The sequence below is a fragment of the Pseudomonas sp. 44 R 15 genome, assembly GCF_900004965.1.
GTDB classification, from domain to species: Bacteria; Pseudomonadota; Gammaproteobacteria; order Pseudomonadales; family Pseudomonadaceae; genus Aquipseudomonas; species Aquipseudomonas orientalis_A.
The window spans coordinates 21,629-36,575 of sequence record NZ_CVTU01000070.1; the positions used below are offsets into that span (position 1 = coordinate 21,629).

At 61.5% G+C, this 14,947-nt stretch carries 15 protein-coding genes; 13 read left to right on the forward strand and 2 right to left on the reverse strand.

The window, feature by feature from the left end; genetic code table 11:
* The first annotated feature begins 355 nt into the window (after positions 1–355).
* The 11 genes from BFP93_RS09105 (at position 356) to BFP93_RS09155 (ending at position 10,909) form a co-directional block, all read left to right on the forward strand.
* The gene (locus tag BFP93_RS09105) at positions 356–1,450 is read left to right on the forward strand and encodes an ABC transporter ATP-binding protein (RefSeq protein WP_065885009.1); all 1,095 of its coding nucleotides are present in this window, start codon (positions 356–358) and stop codon (positions 1,448–1,450) included.
* A complete protein-coding gene (locus tag BFP93_RS09110) occupies positions 1,450–2,547 on the forward strand; it encodes an ABC transporter ATP-binding protein (protein WP_065892828.1) in 1,098 nt (365 codons plus the stop codon). Before BFP93_RS09105 ends, BFP93_RS09110 begins: the two co-directional genes overlap by 1 nt.
* Positions 2,544–3,410 carry a carbohydrate ABC transporter permease gene (locus tag BFP93_RS09115; protein ID WP_003174635.1) on the forward strand — a complete coding sequence of 289 codons (867 nt, stop codon included), beginning with the start codon at positions 2,544–2,546 and terminating at the stop codon, positions 3,408–3,410. Before BFP93_RS09110 ends, BFP93_RS09115 begins: the two co-directional genes overlap by 4 nt.
* 10 nt (positions 3,411–3,420) lie before the next feature.
* Positions 3,421–4,221: a carbohydrate ABC transporter permease gene (locus BFP93_RS09120; RefSeq protein WP_003192012.1), complete on the forward strand. Its 801-nt coding sequence runs from the start codon at positions 3,421–3,423 to the stop codon at positions 4,219–4,221.
* 11 nt (positions 4,222–4,232) lie between these two features.
* Positions 4,233–4,505 carry a DUF2160 domain-containing protein gene (locus BFP93_RS09125; RefSeq protein ID WP_003232363.1) on the forward strand — a complete coding sequence of 91 codons (273 nt, stop codon included), beginning with the start codon at positions 4,233–4,235 and terminating at the stop codon, positions 4,503–4,505.
* Positions 4,506–4,666: 161 nt separating this feature from the next.
* Complete coding sequence (locus tag BFP93_RS09130) at positions 4,667–6,409, forward strand: ABC transporter substrate-binding protein (RefSeq protein ID WP_065885013.1); 1,743 nt, start codon at positions 4,667–4,669, stop codon at positions 6,407–6,409.
* A 157-nt stretch (positions 6,410–6,566) separates the two neighbouring features.
* Entirely contained in the window at positions 6,567–6,761 is a 195-nt protein-coding gene (locus BFP93_RS09135) for a type II toxin-antitoxin system RelB family antitoxin (protein WP_065892829.1), read from the forward strand.
* Positions 6,761–7,036, forward strand: a complete 276-nt coding sequence (locus BFP93_RS09140) for a type II toxin-antitoxin system RelE/ParE family toxin (protein WP_065892830.1) — start codon at positions 6,761–6,763, stop codon at positions 7,034–7,036. The genes BFP93_RS09135 and BFP93_RS09140 overlap by 1 nt, the downstream gene beginning before the upstream one ends.
* 198 nt (positions 7,037–7,234) lie before the next feature.
* A complete protein-coding gene (locus BFP93_RS09145) occupies positions 7,235–8,614 on the forward strand; it encodes an iron-containing redox enzyme family protein (protein WP_065892831.1) in 1,380 nt (459 codons plus the stop codon).
* 12 nt (positions 8,615–8,626) lie between these two features.
* Positions 8,627–9,571, forward strand: coding sequence for a methyltransferase (locus BFP93_RS09150; RefSeq protein ID WP_065892832.1), 945 nt, complete (start codon positions 8,627–8,629; stop codon positions 9,569–9,571).
* 93 nt (positions 9,572–9,664) lie between these two features.
* Entirely contained in the window at positions 9,665–10,909 is a 1,245-nt protein-coding gene (locus tag BFP93_RS09155; protein WP_065892833.1) for a zinc-dependent alcohol dehydrogenase, read from the forward strand.
* 120 nt (positions 10,910–11,029) lie between these two features.
* Here the strand turns inward: BFP93_RS09155 and BFP93_RS09160 are convergent, their stop codons facing one another.
* Both BFP93_RS09160 and BFP93_RS09165 read right to left on the reverse strand, forming a co-directional pair.
* Positions 11,030–11,461 (reverse strand): hypothetical protein, encoded by a 432-nt coding sequence (locus BFP93_RS09160; RefSeq protein WP_065892834.1) that lies wholly within the window; start codon positions 11,459–11,461, stop codon positions 11,030–11,032.
* A gap of 97 nt (positions 11,462–11,558) precedes the next feature.
* Positions 11,559–12,347: an AraC family transcriptional regulator gene (locus BFP93_RS09165; protein ID WP_065892835.1), complete on the reverse strand. Its 789-nt coding sequence runs from the start codon at positions 12,345–12,347 to the stop codon at positions 11,559–11,561.
* A gap of 84 nt (positions 12,348–12,431) precedes the next feature.
* Between BFP93_RS09165 and BFP93_RS09170 the strand changes: the two genes are divergently transcribed.
* Both BFP93_RS09170 and BFP93_RS09175 read left to right on the forward strand, forming a co-directional pair.
* Positions 12,432–13,430, forward strand: a complete 999-nt coding sequence (locus BFP93_RS09170) for a bile acid:sodium symporter family protein (protein ID WP_065885021.1) — start codon at positions 12,432–12,434, stop codon at positions 13,428–13,430.
* Between the two features lie 172 nt (positions 13,431–13,602).
* A complete protein-coding gene (locus BFP93_RS09175; protein WP_065892836.1) occupies positions 13,603–14,787 on the forward strand; it encodes a sugar transporter in 1,185 nt (394 codons plus the stop codon).
* Positions 14,788–14,947: the final 160 nt, after the last annotated feature.

Consider the following 14,947-nt stretch of genomic DNA (forward strand, 5'->3'; position numbering starts at 1 on the left):
TGACCTTCTTTTTATTGTTATAGGGCTTACACAATCCAACGGATGTAACCAGACCCATGTGGGAGGGGGCTTGCCCCCGATAGCGGTGGGTCAGTCAGCACTTCCGTTACTGATGTACCGCCATCGGGGGCAAGCCCCCTCCCACATTTAATCTTCATCGCCCATAAAGTGTTGTTCACAACTGTTCATTGTCAACTGCAAATCTGTTCAATTGTTCAGCCTGAACTGTTCATTTTATTCACGCTTGAACATGCCTCTGAGCCCATTCCCTTGTGAATCAATCACCTGCCATCCTTGGCACGAAACTCGCTCTGACAACTGGCCAGATTCATTCCAATAATAAAAAGGTCGTGTCATGTCATTGACCCTGGAACATGTCTCCCGCGTTGTTGAAGGTCAAACCTGGATCGACGACGCCACCCTGCGTTTCGAACCCGGTTCCTTCAACGTATTGCTCGGTCGCACGCTGTCCGGCAAGACCAGTCTGATGCGCCTGATGGCCGGGCTGGACAAGCCCGACAGCGGCCGCATCCTGATGAACGGTGTGGATGTCACGCAAAAGCCGGTACGCCTGCGCAACGTGTCGATGGTCTATCAGCAGTTCATCAACTACCCGACCATGACCGTGTTCGAGAACATCGCCTCGCCCTTGCGCCAGGCCGGTGTGTCCAATGAGCTGATCCAGAGCAAGGTGCTGGAAACGGCGCGGATGCTGCGCATCGAGAAATTCCTGCAACGCCATCCGCTGGAACTGTCCGGCGGCCAGCAGCAGCGTACGGCCATGGCCCGGGCCCTGGTCAAGGACGCCGAGTTGATCCTGTTCGATGAGCCGTTGGTCAACCTGGACTACAAGTTGCGCGAAGAACTGCGCCAGGAAATGCGCGAACTGTTCAAGGCGCGCCACACCATCGCCATTTACGCCACCACCGAACCCAACGAAGCCCTGGCGCTGGGCGGTACCACCACCATTCTTCACGAGGGCCGGGTGATCCAGAGCGGCAAGGCCGCCGAGGTCTATCACCAGCCGCAGACCGTACTGGCGGCCGAGCTGTTTTCCGAGCCGCCGATCAACCTGATGCCGGGGCGCATCAGTGGCAATGAAGTGAGCTTCGCCAACTTCGTGCACTTTCCGCTGAATGTCGACCTGCGTCCCATCGGCGAAGGCGAATTCCGTTTCGGCGTGCGCCCCAGCCATATCAGCCTGGTACCCAGCAACGACGATGACCTGGAACTGGCGGTGACCGTGGAGGTGGCTGAAATCAGCGGTTCGGAAACCTTCCTGCACGTGCGCAGCGAACATTTCCTGCTGGTGCTGCACTTGCCTGGGGTGCATGAGTACGACGTCGACGCGCCGATCCGCGTGTATATCCCCACCCATAAACTGTTTGTGTTCGATGGTCAGGGTCGTTTGGTCCAGGCCCCCGGGCGCCGTATTGCGAGGGTTGCCTGATGGCCGAGATCCATTTGCGCAACCTGGCGCACAGCTACAGTCCGACGCCGAATGGGCCGGAAGACTACGCCATTCGGGAAATGAATCACGTGTGGGAGCAGGGCGGTGCCTACGCCTTGCTCGGGCCGTCGGGCTGCGGCAAGTCGACCCTGCTAAATATCATCTCCGGCCTGCTCAGCCCGTCCGAGGGCCAGGTGTTGTTCGACACCCAGGTGGTCAACGACCTCACCCCGGAGAAGCGCAACATCGCCCAGGTGTTCCAGTTCCCGGTGGTGTACGACACCATGACGGTGTTCGACAACCTGGCGTTTCCGCTGCGCAACCAGGGCATGGCCGAGGCGAAAATTCACAGCAAGGTGCAGGAAATCGCCGAAGTCCTCGACCTGCAGAACCTGCTGAGCAAAAAAGCCCGCAACCTGACCGCTGACGAAAAACAGAAAGTCTCCATGGGCCGTGGCCTGGTGCGCGACGACGTCTCGGCGATCCTGTTCGATGAGCCGCTGACGGTGATCGACCCGCACCTGAAGTGGAAACTGCGGCGCAAGCTCAAGCAGATCCACGAGCAGTTCAATATCACCATGGTCTACGTCACCCACGACCAGTTGGAAGCCTCTACCTTCGCCGACAAGATCGCGGTGATGTACGGCGGGCAGATCGTGCAGTTCGGCACGCCGCGCGAATTGTTCGAGCGCCCCAGTCACACCTTTGTCGGCTATTTCATCGGCAGCCCCGGGATGAATCTGATTCAAGTGCAGGCCGAGGCGGGCGGAGTGCGCTTTGCCGGCACCCACCTGCCACTGTCCGAAGCCTTGCAGCGACGTCTCGAGGCCACCGATTACAAAAAACTGCAGGTGGGTATTCGTCCGGAGTTCATCCACGTGTGGGACGAGCCCAACCCTGACGCGCTGCAGGCCGACGTCACCCACGTGGAAGACCTGGGCACCTACAAGATCATGACCCTCAACCTCGACGGCGCCACGCTCAAAGTGCGCCTGGCCGAAGACAAACCAGTGCCCGAAGGCCGCGCCTGCATCAGCTTCCCGGCGCAATGGCTGATGCTCTACGCCGATGATTACCTGCTGGAGGTGCTGCCATGAACAAGGTGCAGAACAACAAGGCCTGGTGGCTGGTGCTGCCGGTGTTCCTGCTGGTGGCGTTCAGTGCCGTGATCCCGATGATGACCGTGGTCAACTACTCGGTGCAGGATATTTTTGACCAGTCCAGCCGCTACTTCGTCGGCGCCGACTGGTACAAACAAGTGCTGCTCGATCCACGCCTGCATGACTCGCTGCTGCGCCAGTTCATCTACTCGGCCTGTGTGCTGCTGATCGAAATCCCCCTGGGCATCGCCATCGCCCTGACCATGCCGACCAAGGGGCGCTGGTCGTCGCTGGTGCTGATCGTGCTGGCGATCCCCTTGCTGATCCCGTGGAACGTGGTCGGCACCATCTGGCAGATCTTCGGGCGCGCCGATATCGGCCTGCTCGGTTACAGCCTCAATGCCCTGGGCATCAGCTACAACTACGCGGCCAACACGGCGGACGCCTGGGTCACCGTGCTGGTGATGGATGTGTGGCACTGGACATCCCTGGTGGCGCTGCTGTGCTACTCGGGGCTGCGCGCAATTCCGGACGTGTACTACCAGGCGGCGCGCATCGATCGCGCATCGGCCTGGGCGGTGTTCCGACATATCCAGCTGCCGAAGATGAAAAGCGTGCTGTTGATTGCGGTGATGCTGCGCTTCATGGACAGCTTCATGATCTACACCGAGCCGTTCGTACTCACCGGTGGCGGGCCGGGTAATGCCACCACGTTCCTGAGTCAGACCTTGACCCAGATGGCCGTGGGCCAATTCGATCTCGGCCCGGCGGCGGCGTTTTCCCTGGTGTACTTCCTGATCATCCTGTTGGTGTCCTGGCTGTTCTACACCGCCATGACCCACTCCGACGCCAACCGCTGAGGCCGCCAACATGAGCAAGCGCAAACTTATTCCGCTACTGGTTTACATCCTGTTCCTGCTGGTGCCGATCTACTGGCTGCTGAACATGTCCTTCAAGAGCAACACCGAAATCCTCGGCGGGCTGACCCTGTTTCCGCAGGATTTCACCCTGGCCAACTACAAGGTGATCTTCACCGACCCCAGCTGGTACACCGGCTACCTCAACTCGCTGTACTACGTGAGCCTGAACACGGTGATCTCCCTGAGCGTGGCGTTGCCGGCAGCCTACGCGTTTTCGCGCTACCGTTTCCTCGGCGACAAGCACCTGTTCTTCTGGCTGTTGACCAACCGCATGGCGCCGCCGGCGGTATTTTTGCTGCCGTTTTTCCAGCTGTATTCGTCCATCGGCCTGTTCGATACCCATATCGCAGTGGCGCTGGCGCATTGTTTGTTCAACGTGCCGCTGGCGGTGTGGATTCTTGAGGGTTTCATGTCCGGCGTGCCCAAGGAAATCGACGAAACCGCCTACATCGATGGCTACTCGTTTCCCAAGTTCTTCGTGAAGATTTTCATCCCGCTGATCGGCTCCGGCATCGGTGTGACGGCGTTTTTCTGCTTCATGTTTTCCTGGGTCGAACTGTTGCTGGCGCGCACGCTGACCTCGGTCAATGCCAAGCCCATCGCGGCGGTGATGACCCGCACGGTGTCGGCCTCGGGTATCGATTGGGGCGTGCTGGCGGCGGCGGGGGTGTTGACCATCCTGCCGGGCATGCTGGTGATTTGGTTTGTTCGTAACCACGTGGCCAAGGGCTTCGCCCTGGGCCGGGTCTAGAGGAATCAATGATGGAATGGATGGCCTGGACCACCCCCACGGCGCTGTTCTTTGGCGGCATCGCGCTGATTCTGGCGGGCATGACCACCTGGGAGTTGCGCTCGCCGAGTATCCCTCGGCGCGGTTTTCTGCCGATCAGCACCACCCGTGGTGATCGCTTGTTTATCGGTCTTCTCGGCAGCGCCTACCTGCATCTGCTGGTCATCGGCGTTACCGACTGGAGCATCTGGGTGGCGTCCGCGCTCTCCCTGGTATGGCTGTTGAGTGTGATGCGTTGGGGCTAGGTAGGCACCACCCTGTAGGAGCGAGCTTGCTCGCGAAAATCGTCAACGATAACGCAGTGCTCCTGGTAGCCCGCGGTGTTTGTGAGTTTTTCGCGAGCAAGCTCGCTCCTGCAAGAGAGGGGTGTCTGCGAATCCCGTGTGAAATTAACCTGGAGGTCTCTATGTTGAATAAAAACAATAAGCTGCGACATAGCATTTCATTGGCCGCCGTACTGGCCCTCAGTGGTTTGAGCGCTTCGGCCTGGGCGGATGCGTATGAAGATGCGGCGAAAAAATGGATCGGCAGCGAGTTCAAACCGTCCACGCTCACCGAAGCCCAGCAGCTTGAGGAATTGAAGTGGTTTATCAAGGCCGCCGAACCCTTCCGTGGGATGAAGATCAACGTGGTGTCGGAAACCCTCACCACCCACGAATATGAATCCAAGGTGCTGGCCAAGGCCTTCAGCGAAATCACCGGGATCAAGCTGACCCACGACCTGCTGCAGGAAGGCGACGTGGTGGAGAAGCTGCAAACCCAGATGCAATCGGACAAGAATATCTATGACGGCTGGGTCAACGACTCGGACCTGATCGGCACGCACTTTCGCTACGGCAAGACCGAATCCATCACCGACCTGATGGCCAACGAAGGCAAGGACTTTACCTCGCCAACCCTGGACCTCAAGGACTTCATTGGCCTGTCTTTCACCACTGCGCCGGACGGCAAGATTTACCAGCTGCCCGACCAGCAGTTCGCCAACCTTTACTGGTTTCGCGCCGACTGGTTCGAGCGCCCGGAGCTGAAAGCCAAGTTCAAGGAAAAATACGGCTACGAGCTCGGCGTGCCGGTGAATTGGTCCGCCTATGAAGACATCGCCAAATTCTTCAGCGAAGACGTCAAGGAGATCGACGGCAAGCGCGTCTATGGGCACATGGACTACGGCAAGAAAGACCCGTCCCTGGGCTGGCGTTTCACCGATGCCTGGTTCTCCATGGCCGGTGGCGGCGACAAGGGACTGCCCAACGGCCTGCCGGTGGACGAGTGGGGCATTCGCGTGGAGGACTGCCACCCGGTGGGTTCCAGCGTGACTCGCGGGGGCGACACCAACGGCCCGGCGGCGGTGTTCGCCACGCAGAAATATGTGGACTGGATGAAGGCCTATGCGCCACCGGAAGCGGCGGGCATGACCTTCTCCGAATCCGGCCCGGTGCCGTCCCAGGGCAACATCGCCCAGCAGATCTTCTGGTACACCGCGTTTACTGCCGACATGGTCAAGCCGGGCCTGCCGGTGGTGAACGCCGACGGTACGCCGAAATGGCGCATGGCGCCGTCGCCGGTCGGGCCGTACTGGGAGAAGGGCATGAAGAAGGGCTATCAGGACGTGGGTTCCTGGACCTTCCTCAAGTCCACGCCGGAGAAACAGAAACTCGCGGCCTGGCTCTACGCGCAGTTCGTCACCTCCAAAACCGTGTCCTTGAAGAAAACCATCGTCGGCCTCACGCCGATTCGTGAGTCCGATATCAACTCCCAGGCCATGACCGACATGGCCCCCAAACTCGGCGGGCTGGTGGAGTTCTACCGCAGCCCGGCGCGCACCGAGTGGTCGCCGACCGGCACCAACGTGCCCGACTATCCACGTCTGGCGCAACTGTGGTGGAGCAACATCGCCGCCGCCGCCAGCGGCGAGAAAACCCCGCAACAGGCGCTGGACAACCTGGCCAAGGAGCAGGACGCGATCATGACGCGCCTGGAACGCTCCAAGGTGCAACCGGTGTGCGGCCCGAAAATGAACCCCGAGCGTGACGCGCAATACTGGTTCGACCAGCCGGGCGCGCCGAAACCGAAACTGGCCAACGAGAAGCCCAAAGGCGAGACCGTGAACTACAACGACCTGCTCAAACAGTGGGAGGCGGCGCGTAAATAACAACGCAGCAACCCAGGATGTAAAAAATGTGGGAGGGGGCTTGCCCCCTCCCACATTTTCACCGCTCGGATAAGCTGGCCTGCATTTCATCTGGTGGTCCGAGACAGCATGCCGGGTTGCGACTAGACTGCTGAGCATTCATACAGGAGGTCATCTGATGGGTGTTCCACTTTCCCCAATTGTTTCGGAGTTTGAAACCGAAGAACAGGCGAGTAGCCATGATCGCTGGTTTCGTAAAAAGGTCGAAAAAAGCCTGAGCAGTCCCGGCCCTGGTGTCGCGCATGATGAGGTCATGGCGAGGGTTGAAGCGATCATTCAGGAAGCGGAGCGTAAACAGAGGGCGAATGCCTGATGCTGTCCGTTGTTTGGCTTGATGAAGCCATCAGCGACCTGATTGATATCGTGACCTTTATCGCAGCCCACAACCCTGGCGCCGCCCGACGCCTCAAAACCCGCCTTGAAGGTGCGCCGTTACCGCTGACGGAACATCCGTACTTGTATCCGAACGGTCGAGTTCCAGGGACTCGCGAGATCGTCGTTCACCCTAATTACGTGCTGGTTTACCGAGTCACCGCAGAGCGCATTGAGATCGTCAGCGTATTGCACGCCCGGGAAGAGTATCCCTGATTTTCTGCGCCTCAAATCTCATCGGTAGGAAAAGCCACTAACCCAGGCATCACGACCGCTTATCCCCCCTTCAACAACCTCATTTGAATTTTCCGCACCTCCCAAGGCTCTGCATTTTATAGGCGCGTGGTTCAAGCGCTTTTGCGGGGCCGCCTTGCAGGCTGGCCCGTTGTAACGGACTTTGCGGAAACTGCCACCATGACACTCCTCACAGCGCTGTCGGGCCAACCGGCCTCTGTCACGGACTCGGCCCAGGGTCGCCATCAACGGGTCTACCAACAGCTGTACGGTGAATCTGCGGATGCCACGCACTTGGCGCGTGATTACCTGCAGGATCAATTGGCCCAGGTGGAAGGGACCGTCAGCGACCTGCCCGAGGTGCCCGAGCAGTTGCCGGCCTGGGTGGAACAGCGTTGCGCCGCCGTGGCCCAGGCCTACGCCGAGTACCTGGAGCAACGCCAGCAAGGCCGGCCGCGCCGCTACTTCCACAACAAGGCGCACGCGCTGTATGTGCTGCAACGCGTGGCCCCGACCAAACAGGTCGACGGTGCGTGGCTCTATGGCCTGCTGCGCTATTGGCAGGATCAGCGCTTCGACGGTCTGCTGACCACTTACCTTGAAGAGTTGGGCGACGGCGAAGCCGCACAGAACCATGTGGTGATCTATCGCAAGTTGCTCAGCGAGCATGATGCCGACAGCGAGGCGGGGCTCGAGGACGGCCACTATCTGCAAGGCGCACTGCAACTGGCCCTGGGCCTGTGTGCCGAGGAGTTCCTGCCGGAAATCATCGGCTACAACCTGGGTTATGAGCAGTTGCCTCTGCACCTGCTGATCACTGCCTACGAACTGAGCGAGCTGGGCATCGACCCCTATTACTTCACCCTTCACGTGACCATCGACAACGCCAGCAGCGGCCACGCCAGCAAAGCCGCGCAGTCGGTGCTCAACCTGCTGCCGCTGGGAGAGGGCAGGGAAGATTTCTACCGTCGCGTCGCCGCCGGCTATCGCCTCAATGACCTTGGCCCAGGCACCACTGCGGTTATCGAGGGTTTTGACCTGCAGGATGAAGTGATGGCCATGCTCGAACGCAAGCGCAGCTTTGGCCAGCATATGCATTCGGACTACTGCCGCTTCGAAGGCAAGACCGTCAATCAGTGGCTGGCCAAGCCCGGGCAGATGGGGGAATTCCTCAGGGCGATGGAGGAAAAGGGTTGGATCAAACGCAACCAGGACCCCGCCGAGAGCCGCTTCTGGCAGTTGATCGAAGGCGCGGGCGCGGCGATGTTCGGGGTGTTCAGCGGCTATGAAAAACAGGTGCTGCATGACTGGATCGCCGGTGACTGGATCGGCACCCAGCGTGTGGCCCCGGTACGACCGGGGCGCGGCAGCCGTTTCAGCCGCGAACAGCACCGCCCGGCGGATCCGGATACCCAGGCCCTCGTCGAATCACTCTGGAGCCTGCCCGATGAGCAGCAACTGGGCGCGCTGATCCCGTGGATGTCGGCGCGGCGCCACTGCAGCCCTGCCGGGTTGTATGCCACCCGCCGTTTTATCCAACTGCGCGCGCGTCTGCGCTAAGGAAATCTGTCCATGTCTGCACAACAACTGGCCGATCGTGCCCTGCTCAACCTTGGCCGAGGCTTGAAGGAGAGCGGTTATCGTTTTATCACCCCGACACCGCTGACCCACGAGCGCGTGTTCCGGCGCTTGTCGACCCCGCTGGCGATGAACCTGCGCGATGTGTTCGGCTGGTCCATGCCGTTCGACAACGACCTGCTGCCCGAGGCCTTTCGTGAAGAGCTGCAGCAGGCCGGAGTGATTGAAAAACACGACGCGCTGTGGCGCAGCAGCGTGCGCTGGTCCTGCCTGGGTGACCTGTTGTTTGCCCATTCGCCTTATCCCACCGTGGAGTCGGACGCGGTGTTTTTCGGCCCTGACAGCTATCGATTCGCCCAGGTGATCGAAGCCTATTTGCAGCAGCGCTTCGAGCCGCTCCAGCGCGCGGTGGACATTGGCTGCGGGGCGGGGGTCGGTGCGCTGGTCGTCGCCCATGCGCGGCACGACGCCGAGGTGCTCGCGGTGGACATCAACCCGCGCGCCCTGCGCCTGACTGCGGTGAATGCCGAGTTGGCGGGCCTCGCGAATGTAAGTGTCTACCAGAGTGACGTGCTGACCAGCGTCGAAGGCGAATTCGACCTGATCGTCGCCAACCCGCCGTACATGAATGACGACCGCCAGCGCGCCTATCGCCATGGCGGTGGTGCGTTGGGCGAGCAGTTGTCGGTGCGCATCGCCGGCGAATCCCTCGGGCGCCTGGCCGTTGGCGGTAGCCTGCTGCTGTATACCGGCGTGGCGATGGTGGCCGGCGGCGACCCTTTCCTGGATGCGGTAAAGCCGTTGCTGGCCAGCGATGCCTATGGTTGGACCTACCGTGAGCTGGACCCGGACGTCTTCGGCGAAGAACTCGACAAGCCAGGGTATGAGCGCGTCGAGCGGATCGCCGTGGTGGCGCTCACGGTCACGCGCCTGCGCTGAACGACCATTTATCGCTTACCGCCGCACGGTGATGGAACACCCGGCGCGGGGCGTGCCCTTAACTAGTAAGTCCCCATCACAGGAGTGCAGCCCATGCGCGCGATGACCTACCAAGGCGCCCATAAAGTCCAGGTCGATACCGTCCCTGACCCGATCATTGAGCAACCCGACGACATCATCTTGCGCGTCACCGCCACCGCGATCTGCGGCTCGGACCTGCACCTGTACCGGGGCAAGATCCCCACGGTGGAGCATGGCGATATCTTCGGGCATGAGTTCATGGGCATCGTCGAGGAAACCGGCCCGGCAGTTACGGCGGTGCAGCGCGGTGACCGCGTGGTGATCCCCTTCGTGATCGCCTGTGGCGACTGTTTTTTCTGTCAGTTGCAGCAGTACGCCGCCTGCGAAACCACCAACGACGGGCGCGGCGCGATCCTGAATAAAAAGGCGATTCCCCCGGGTGCCGCGTTGTTCGGCTATAGCCGCCTGTACGGCGGCATCCCCGGTGGCCAAGCCGAGCTGGTGCGGGTGCCCAAGGCCAACGCCGGGCCGTTCAAGGTGCCTGGGTTGCTGGCGGATGAAAAGGTGTTGTTTCTCTCCGACATCCTGCCCACGGCCTGGCAGGCGGTGACCAATGCCGGTATCGGCAAAGGCGCAAGCGTGGCGATCTATGGCGCCGGCCCCGTGGGTCTGCTCAGCGCGGCGTGCGCGCAGATGCTCGGTTCAGAGCAAATTTTCATGGTCGACGATCATCCCTATCGCCTGGCCTACGCACAAAAGATGTATGGCGTGATCCCTATCAACTTTGAAGAGGACGATGACCCGGCCGACACCATCATCCGCCAGACCGCCGGCATGCGCGGCGTCGACGGCGTGGTGGATGCGGTGGGTTTTGAAGCCAAGGGCAGCACCACGGAAACCATCCTCACCACCTTGAAGATCGAAGGCAGCAGCGGCAAGGCCCTGCGCCAGTGCATCGCGGCCGTGCGCCGTGGCGGGGTGGTCAGCGTGGCCGGGGTGTATGCCGGCTTTATCCATGGCTTCATGTTTGGCGACGCGTTCGATAAGGGTCTGACCTTCAAGATGGGCCAGACCCACGTGCAGCGCTACTTGCCGGAATTACTTGAGCACATTGAACTCGGGCATTTGAATCCCGAGGCAATCGTTACCCATCGACTGTCTCTGGAACAGGCCGCGCGGGGCTATGAACTGTTTGATAAAGCCGAGGAGGAATGCCGCAAGGTGATTCTACTGCCGGGAATGAGCGAACGGCCGCTGACCGAGCCGCTGGAAGAACTGTCTCCCGAGCTCCGCATGCAAGGCGTCCCCGGTTTTTAATCGGCGAATACAAAACCAATGTGGGAGGGGGCTTGCCCCCGATAGCAGTGTGTCAGGCAAGCAATGCTTAGCTGGCCCACCGCCATCGGGGGCAAGCCCCCTCCCACATTTGAAGTGCGTTCAATTCGATGCTTGTGGCTGAATGTGCAATTGGCCGTCCACATCCTTGACCAACCCACTGGCCAACAGCAGTGGCGCCACGCGCTTGTGCAACTGCGGCTCGACAAACTCCTTTACCGTCTCCAGCGCCAACACACCACTGAGCGGCAGCTCGGCCTTGGTGTACGACAACCAGGCCTTTTTCAGCACCATCAGCACATCACTGCCCGCTGTCGAAGCAAAGCGACGGTGCATAGGCTTGCCGTCGAAGTTGAACGTGTGCTGGAAGCCGTAGCCGGTTTCATCGCCACCGCTGGCGGTGCAGCGTATGCAGGTGCAGGGGCCGTCGCCAAACGCGTCGCGCAGGTAGGCGTTGAAGTCCACCACGGGTTTGAGTGACAGGCGCTTATCGACCTCGAACAGGTCCCCGGTCATTTTTTCGTCAGTGTTCAACGTCCATTCCTCGCAAGTCGGTAGCGGTGTTCCAAAGCGCGGCACAATACCAGCCGAGCGCGCGTTTGGGGATTTTTTGCAGTGGGCGGGCCAATCCTCAACGGAAAAACTCCCCCGGCGTGGCGTCGAATTGCTGGCGAAACGCGTTGATGAACGCCGACGTCGATTCATAACCACAGCCCAGCGCCACGTCCGTTACCCGCTCGCCTTGCTCCAGGGCGGGCAGGGCGCTCAGCAGGCGCAGGCGCTGGCGCCACGCGCGGAAGGTCAGCCCGGTGTCACTCAGAAACAAGCGGCTGAGGGTTTTTTCGCTGATCCCCAGCTTGCGGCTCCAATCCCCCAGGGTGGTCTGCTGCTCCGGATGCAGGTGCAGGCTGCGGTAGATCTGCCGCAAGCGGGCGTCATGGGGCAGGGGTAGCATCAAGTCCACCTGGGGCGCGGCGGCGAGTTGGTCGAGTATCACCTGGGCCAGGCGGCCATCGGGGCCATCTTCGGCATAGTCCGCCGGCCGTTCGCTGAAGCTGCGGATCAACTCGCGCAACAGGCTGCTCACCTCCAGCACGTGACAGTGCCCGGCCGCCCACGCCGTGACGCTGCAATCCAGGTACAGGCTGCGCATCTCGGTGTGGGGCGCGCTGTAGACGCGGTGCGGCATGCCCGCCGGAATCCACACCGCACGCTGGGGCGGTGCGACGAAGCGGCCGGCACTGGTCTGGATCTCCAGCACCCCGGAAATGGCGTAGGACAACTGCACCCACGGATGGCTGTGCCGCCGCGTCAGCGCACGATCAGGCAACGATTCGGTGCGCCCATACACCGCTCGCGGCAGGCTGGACAGCCCGGGAATCGTGCGTCGGACGGTTTTGTGCTGTCCTTTAGGCGGCATTTACTGGCTCATTGGCGTTAGTCGGTAATAGGACGTTACGTTAGAGTCGCCCCATGCGCTTGGCAACCCCTGGAAGATTTGCTTATGACCCGTCCGCGTTTCCTGCCCGATAACTTCACCCTGGCCCTGATCGCCACGGTGATCCTCGCCTCCCTGCTGCCGGCCAGCGGCCAGACCGCCGTGGCCTTCGGCTGGGTCACCAACCTTGCTATCGCGCTGCTGTTTTTCCTGCACGGCGCCAAACTGTCGCGCCAGGCCATCGTCGCCGGGGCGGGGCACTGGCGTTTGCATCTGCTGGTGTTCAGCCTGACTTTCGTGCTGTTCCCGCTGCTGGGCCTGGCGCTCAAGCCGCTGCTGTCGCCGCTGATCGGCAACGACCTGTATATGGGCATGCTCTACCTCTGCGCGCTGCCGGCCACCGTGCAATCGGCGATTGCCTTCACCTCCCTGGCGCGCGGCAATATTCCGGCGGCCATCTGCAGCGCGGCGGCCTCGAGCCTGTTCGGCATCTTTCTCACGCCCTTGCTGGTGACCCTGCTGCTCAATGTGCACGGTGATGGCGGCTCCACCGTCGACGCGATCCTGAAGATCAGCGTGCAGTTACTGCTGCCGTTCGTCGCCGGCCAGATCGCCCGGCGCTGGATCGGTGACTGGGTTGGCCGCAACAAGTCCTGGCTCAAGTTCGTCGACCAGGGCTCGATCCTGCTGGTGGTCTACGGCGCTTTCAGTGAGGCGGTCAACGAAGGCATCTGGCACCAGATTCCGCTGTGGGAGCTGGGCGGCCTGGTGCTGGCGTGCTGCGTGTTGCTGGCGCTGGTGCTGGTGGCCTCCGCGCTGCTGGGCAAGGCGTTCGGCTTCAGCCAGGAAGACCGCATCACCATCCTGTTCTGCGGCTCGAAGAAAAGCCTGGCCACCGGCGTGCCGATGGCCCAGGTGTTGTTCGCCGGGGCGAGCATGGGTGTGCTGATCCTGCCGCTGATGCTGTTTCATCAGATCCAGTTGATGGTGTGCGCGGCCTTGGCCCAGCGCTATGCCAGGCGCCCGGAAAGCATTCCCGAGTTGATGACGCAGGTGGATCCGTGAGCCGGGGCTGATCAGGTCGACTCAACCGGGCGCTTAGGGCGTCGCGCTGACCCGTCATGCGATAACCGGGCAGGATCAGGGCCAACAGCGCCGCGAGAAACCTATAGAATGCTCAACGGCCCCGCGTGTCCTGCGCGGCCGTTTGATCACTGTCAGAGTACCTCGCCCCGCAATGAGCCTTTCAGCCGCAACCCCCCAAGCCAATTGGCAACCGGTCATCGCCCTGGCGTTGGCCGCCTTCGTGTTCAATACCACCGAATTCGTGCCGGTCGGCCTGCTCAGCGCCATCGGCGCCAGCTTTGACATGCCCGTGGCCAGCGTCGGCCTGATGCTTACTATCTATGCGTGGATCGTGTCGCTGACGTCGCTGCCGGTGATGCTGCTCACGCGTAACGTCGAACGGCGCAAATTGCTTATCGTGCTGTTCGGCCTGTTTATCGTCAGTCATATCCTGTCCAGCGTGGCCACCAGTTTCGGCCTCTTGATGGTCAGCCGGATCGGCATCGCCCTGGCCCATGCGCTGTTCTGGTCGATCACCGCCTCCCTGGCGGTGCGCCTGGCACCCCAGGGCAAGCAAGTGCAGGCCCTGGGCCTGCTCGCCACCGGTACGTCCCTGGCGATGGTGCTCGGTATTCCCCTGGGCCGCCTGCTGGGCGAGGCCATGGGCTGGCGCACCACCTTCCTGGTGATTGCCGCGTTCGCCGCCGCGCTGGTGTTCTGGCTGTGGCGCACCTTGCCGCCGTTGCCGAGCCAGAACTCCGGCTCCCTGCGCAGCCTGCCGCTGCTGTTCAAGCGCCCGGCACTGGTGGCGCTCTACGTGCTCACCGCGATGACCGTCACCGCCCAGTTCACCGCCTACAGCTACATCGAACCCTTCGTCGAAGGCGTTGCCGGCCTGGGTGGCAGTGCGGTCACCCTGATCCTGCTGGTGTTCGGCGGTGCCGGCATCATCGGCTCGCTGCTGTTCAGCCTGGTGCATCGCTTCAACCCGCACGTCTTCGTGGTCAGCAGCGTGTTCCTGCTTGCGGCCTGCCTGGCACTGATGTTGCCGTTGAGCGGCGCCGAGTCCTATCTGGTGGGCCTGAGTGTGTTCTGGGGCATGGCGATCATGGGCTTCGGCCTGGCGATGCAGTCCAAAGTGCTGGTGCTGGCACCCGACGCCACCGACGTGGCCATGGCGATGTTTTCCGGCATCTACAACATCGGCATCGGCGGCGGTGCGTTGATGGGCAGTTGGGTCGGCAGCCACTTCGGCTTCGCCTGGATCGGCGCGGCGGGCGGGTTGCTGGCGGGGCTGGCACTGGTGGGGTATTGCCTGGCGATTCGGCGGTTTGGGACGGGGGTGGTGCAGGGCTGAATCGACGGTTATCCATCTGATACACCTGGGTCCAAATGTGGGAGGGGGCTTGTCCTGATGCCGATCAGTGAGGTGGTCAACTTTTTCCGGACACCTCAATCGGTGTTTTCAGGCTGTTTGCCGCTCGTACTGATTGGGCGGCAAATAGTCTAACGATGAA

What these genes read in the sequence shown, in the direction of transcription:
- BFP93_RS09170 (WP_065885021.1), top strand. Translation starts at nt 12,432, where the DNA reads ATGACCCGTCCGCGTTTCCTGCCCGATAACTTCACCCTGGCCCTGATC.
- BFP93_RS09105 (WP_065885009.1), top strand. Translation starts at nt 356, where the DNA reads ATGTCATTGACCCTGGAACATGTCTCCCGCGTTGTTGAAGGTCAAACC.
- BFP93_RS09120 (WP_003192012.1), top strand. Translation starts at nt 3,421, where the DNA reads ATGAGCAAGCGCAAACTTATTCCGCTACTGGTTTACATCCTGTTCCTG.
- BFP93_RS09140 (WP_065892830.1), top strand. Translation starts at nt 6,761, where the DNA reads ATGCTGTCCGTTGTTTGGCTTGATGAAGCCATCAGCGACCTGATTGAT.
- BFP93_RS09115 (WP_003174635.1), top strand. Translation starts at nt 2,544, where the DNA reads ATGAACAAGGTGCAGAACAACAAGGCCTGGTGGCTGGTGCTGCCGGTG.
- BFP93_RS09155 (WP_065892833.1), top strand. Translation starts at nt 9,665, where the DNA reads ATGCGCGCGATGACCTACCAAGGCGCCCATAAAGTCCAGGTCGATACC.
- BFP93_RS09110 (WP_065892828.1), top strand. Translation starts at nt 1,450, where the DNA reads ATGGCCGAGATCCATTTGCGCAACCTGGCGCACAGCTACAGTCCGACG.
- BFP93_RS09135 (WP_065892829.1), top strand. Translation starts at nt 6,567, where the DNA reads ATGGGTGTTCCACTTTCCCCAATTGTTTCGGAGTTTGAAACCGAAGAA.
- BFP93_RS09150 (WP_065892832.1), top strand. Translation starts at nt 8,627, where the DNA reads ATGTCTGCACAACAACTGGCCGATCGTGCCCTGCTCAACCTTGGCCGA.
- BFP93_RS09165 (WP_065892835.1), bottom strand. Translation starts at nt 12,347, where the DNA reads ATGCCGCCTAAAGGACAGCACAAAACCGTCCGACGCACGATTCCCGGG.
- BFP93_RS09130 (WP_065885013.1), top strand. Translation starts at nt 4,667, where the DNA reads ATGTTGAATAAAAACAATAAGCTGCGACATAGCATTTCATTGGCCGCC.
- BFP93_RS09145 (WP_065892831.1), top strand. Translation starts at nt 7,235, where the DNA reads ATGACACTCCTCACAGCGCTGTCGGGCCAACCGGCCTCTGTCACGGAC.
- BFP93_RS09175 (WP_065892836.1), top strand. Translation starts at nt 13,603, where the DNA reads ATGAGCCTTTCAGCCGCAACCCCCCAAGCCAATTGGCAACCGGTCATC.
- BFP93_RS09125 (WP_003232363.1), top strand. Translation starts at nt 4,233, where the DNA reads ATGGAATGGATGGCCTGGACCACCCCCACGGCGCTGTTCTTTGGCGGC.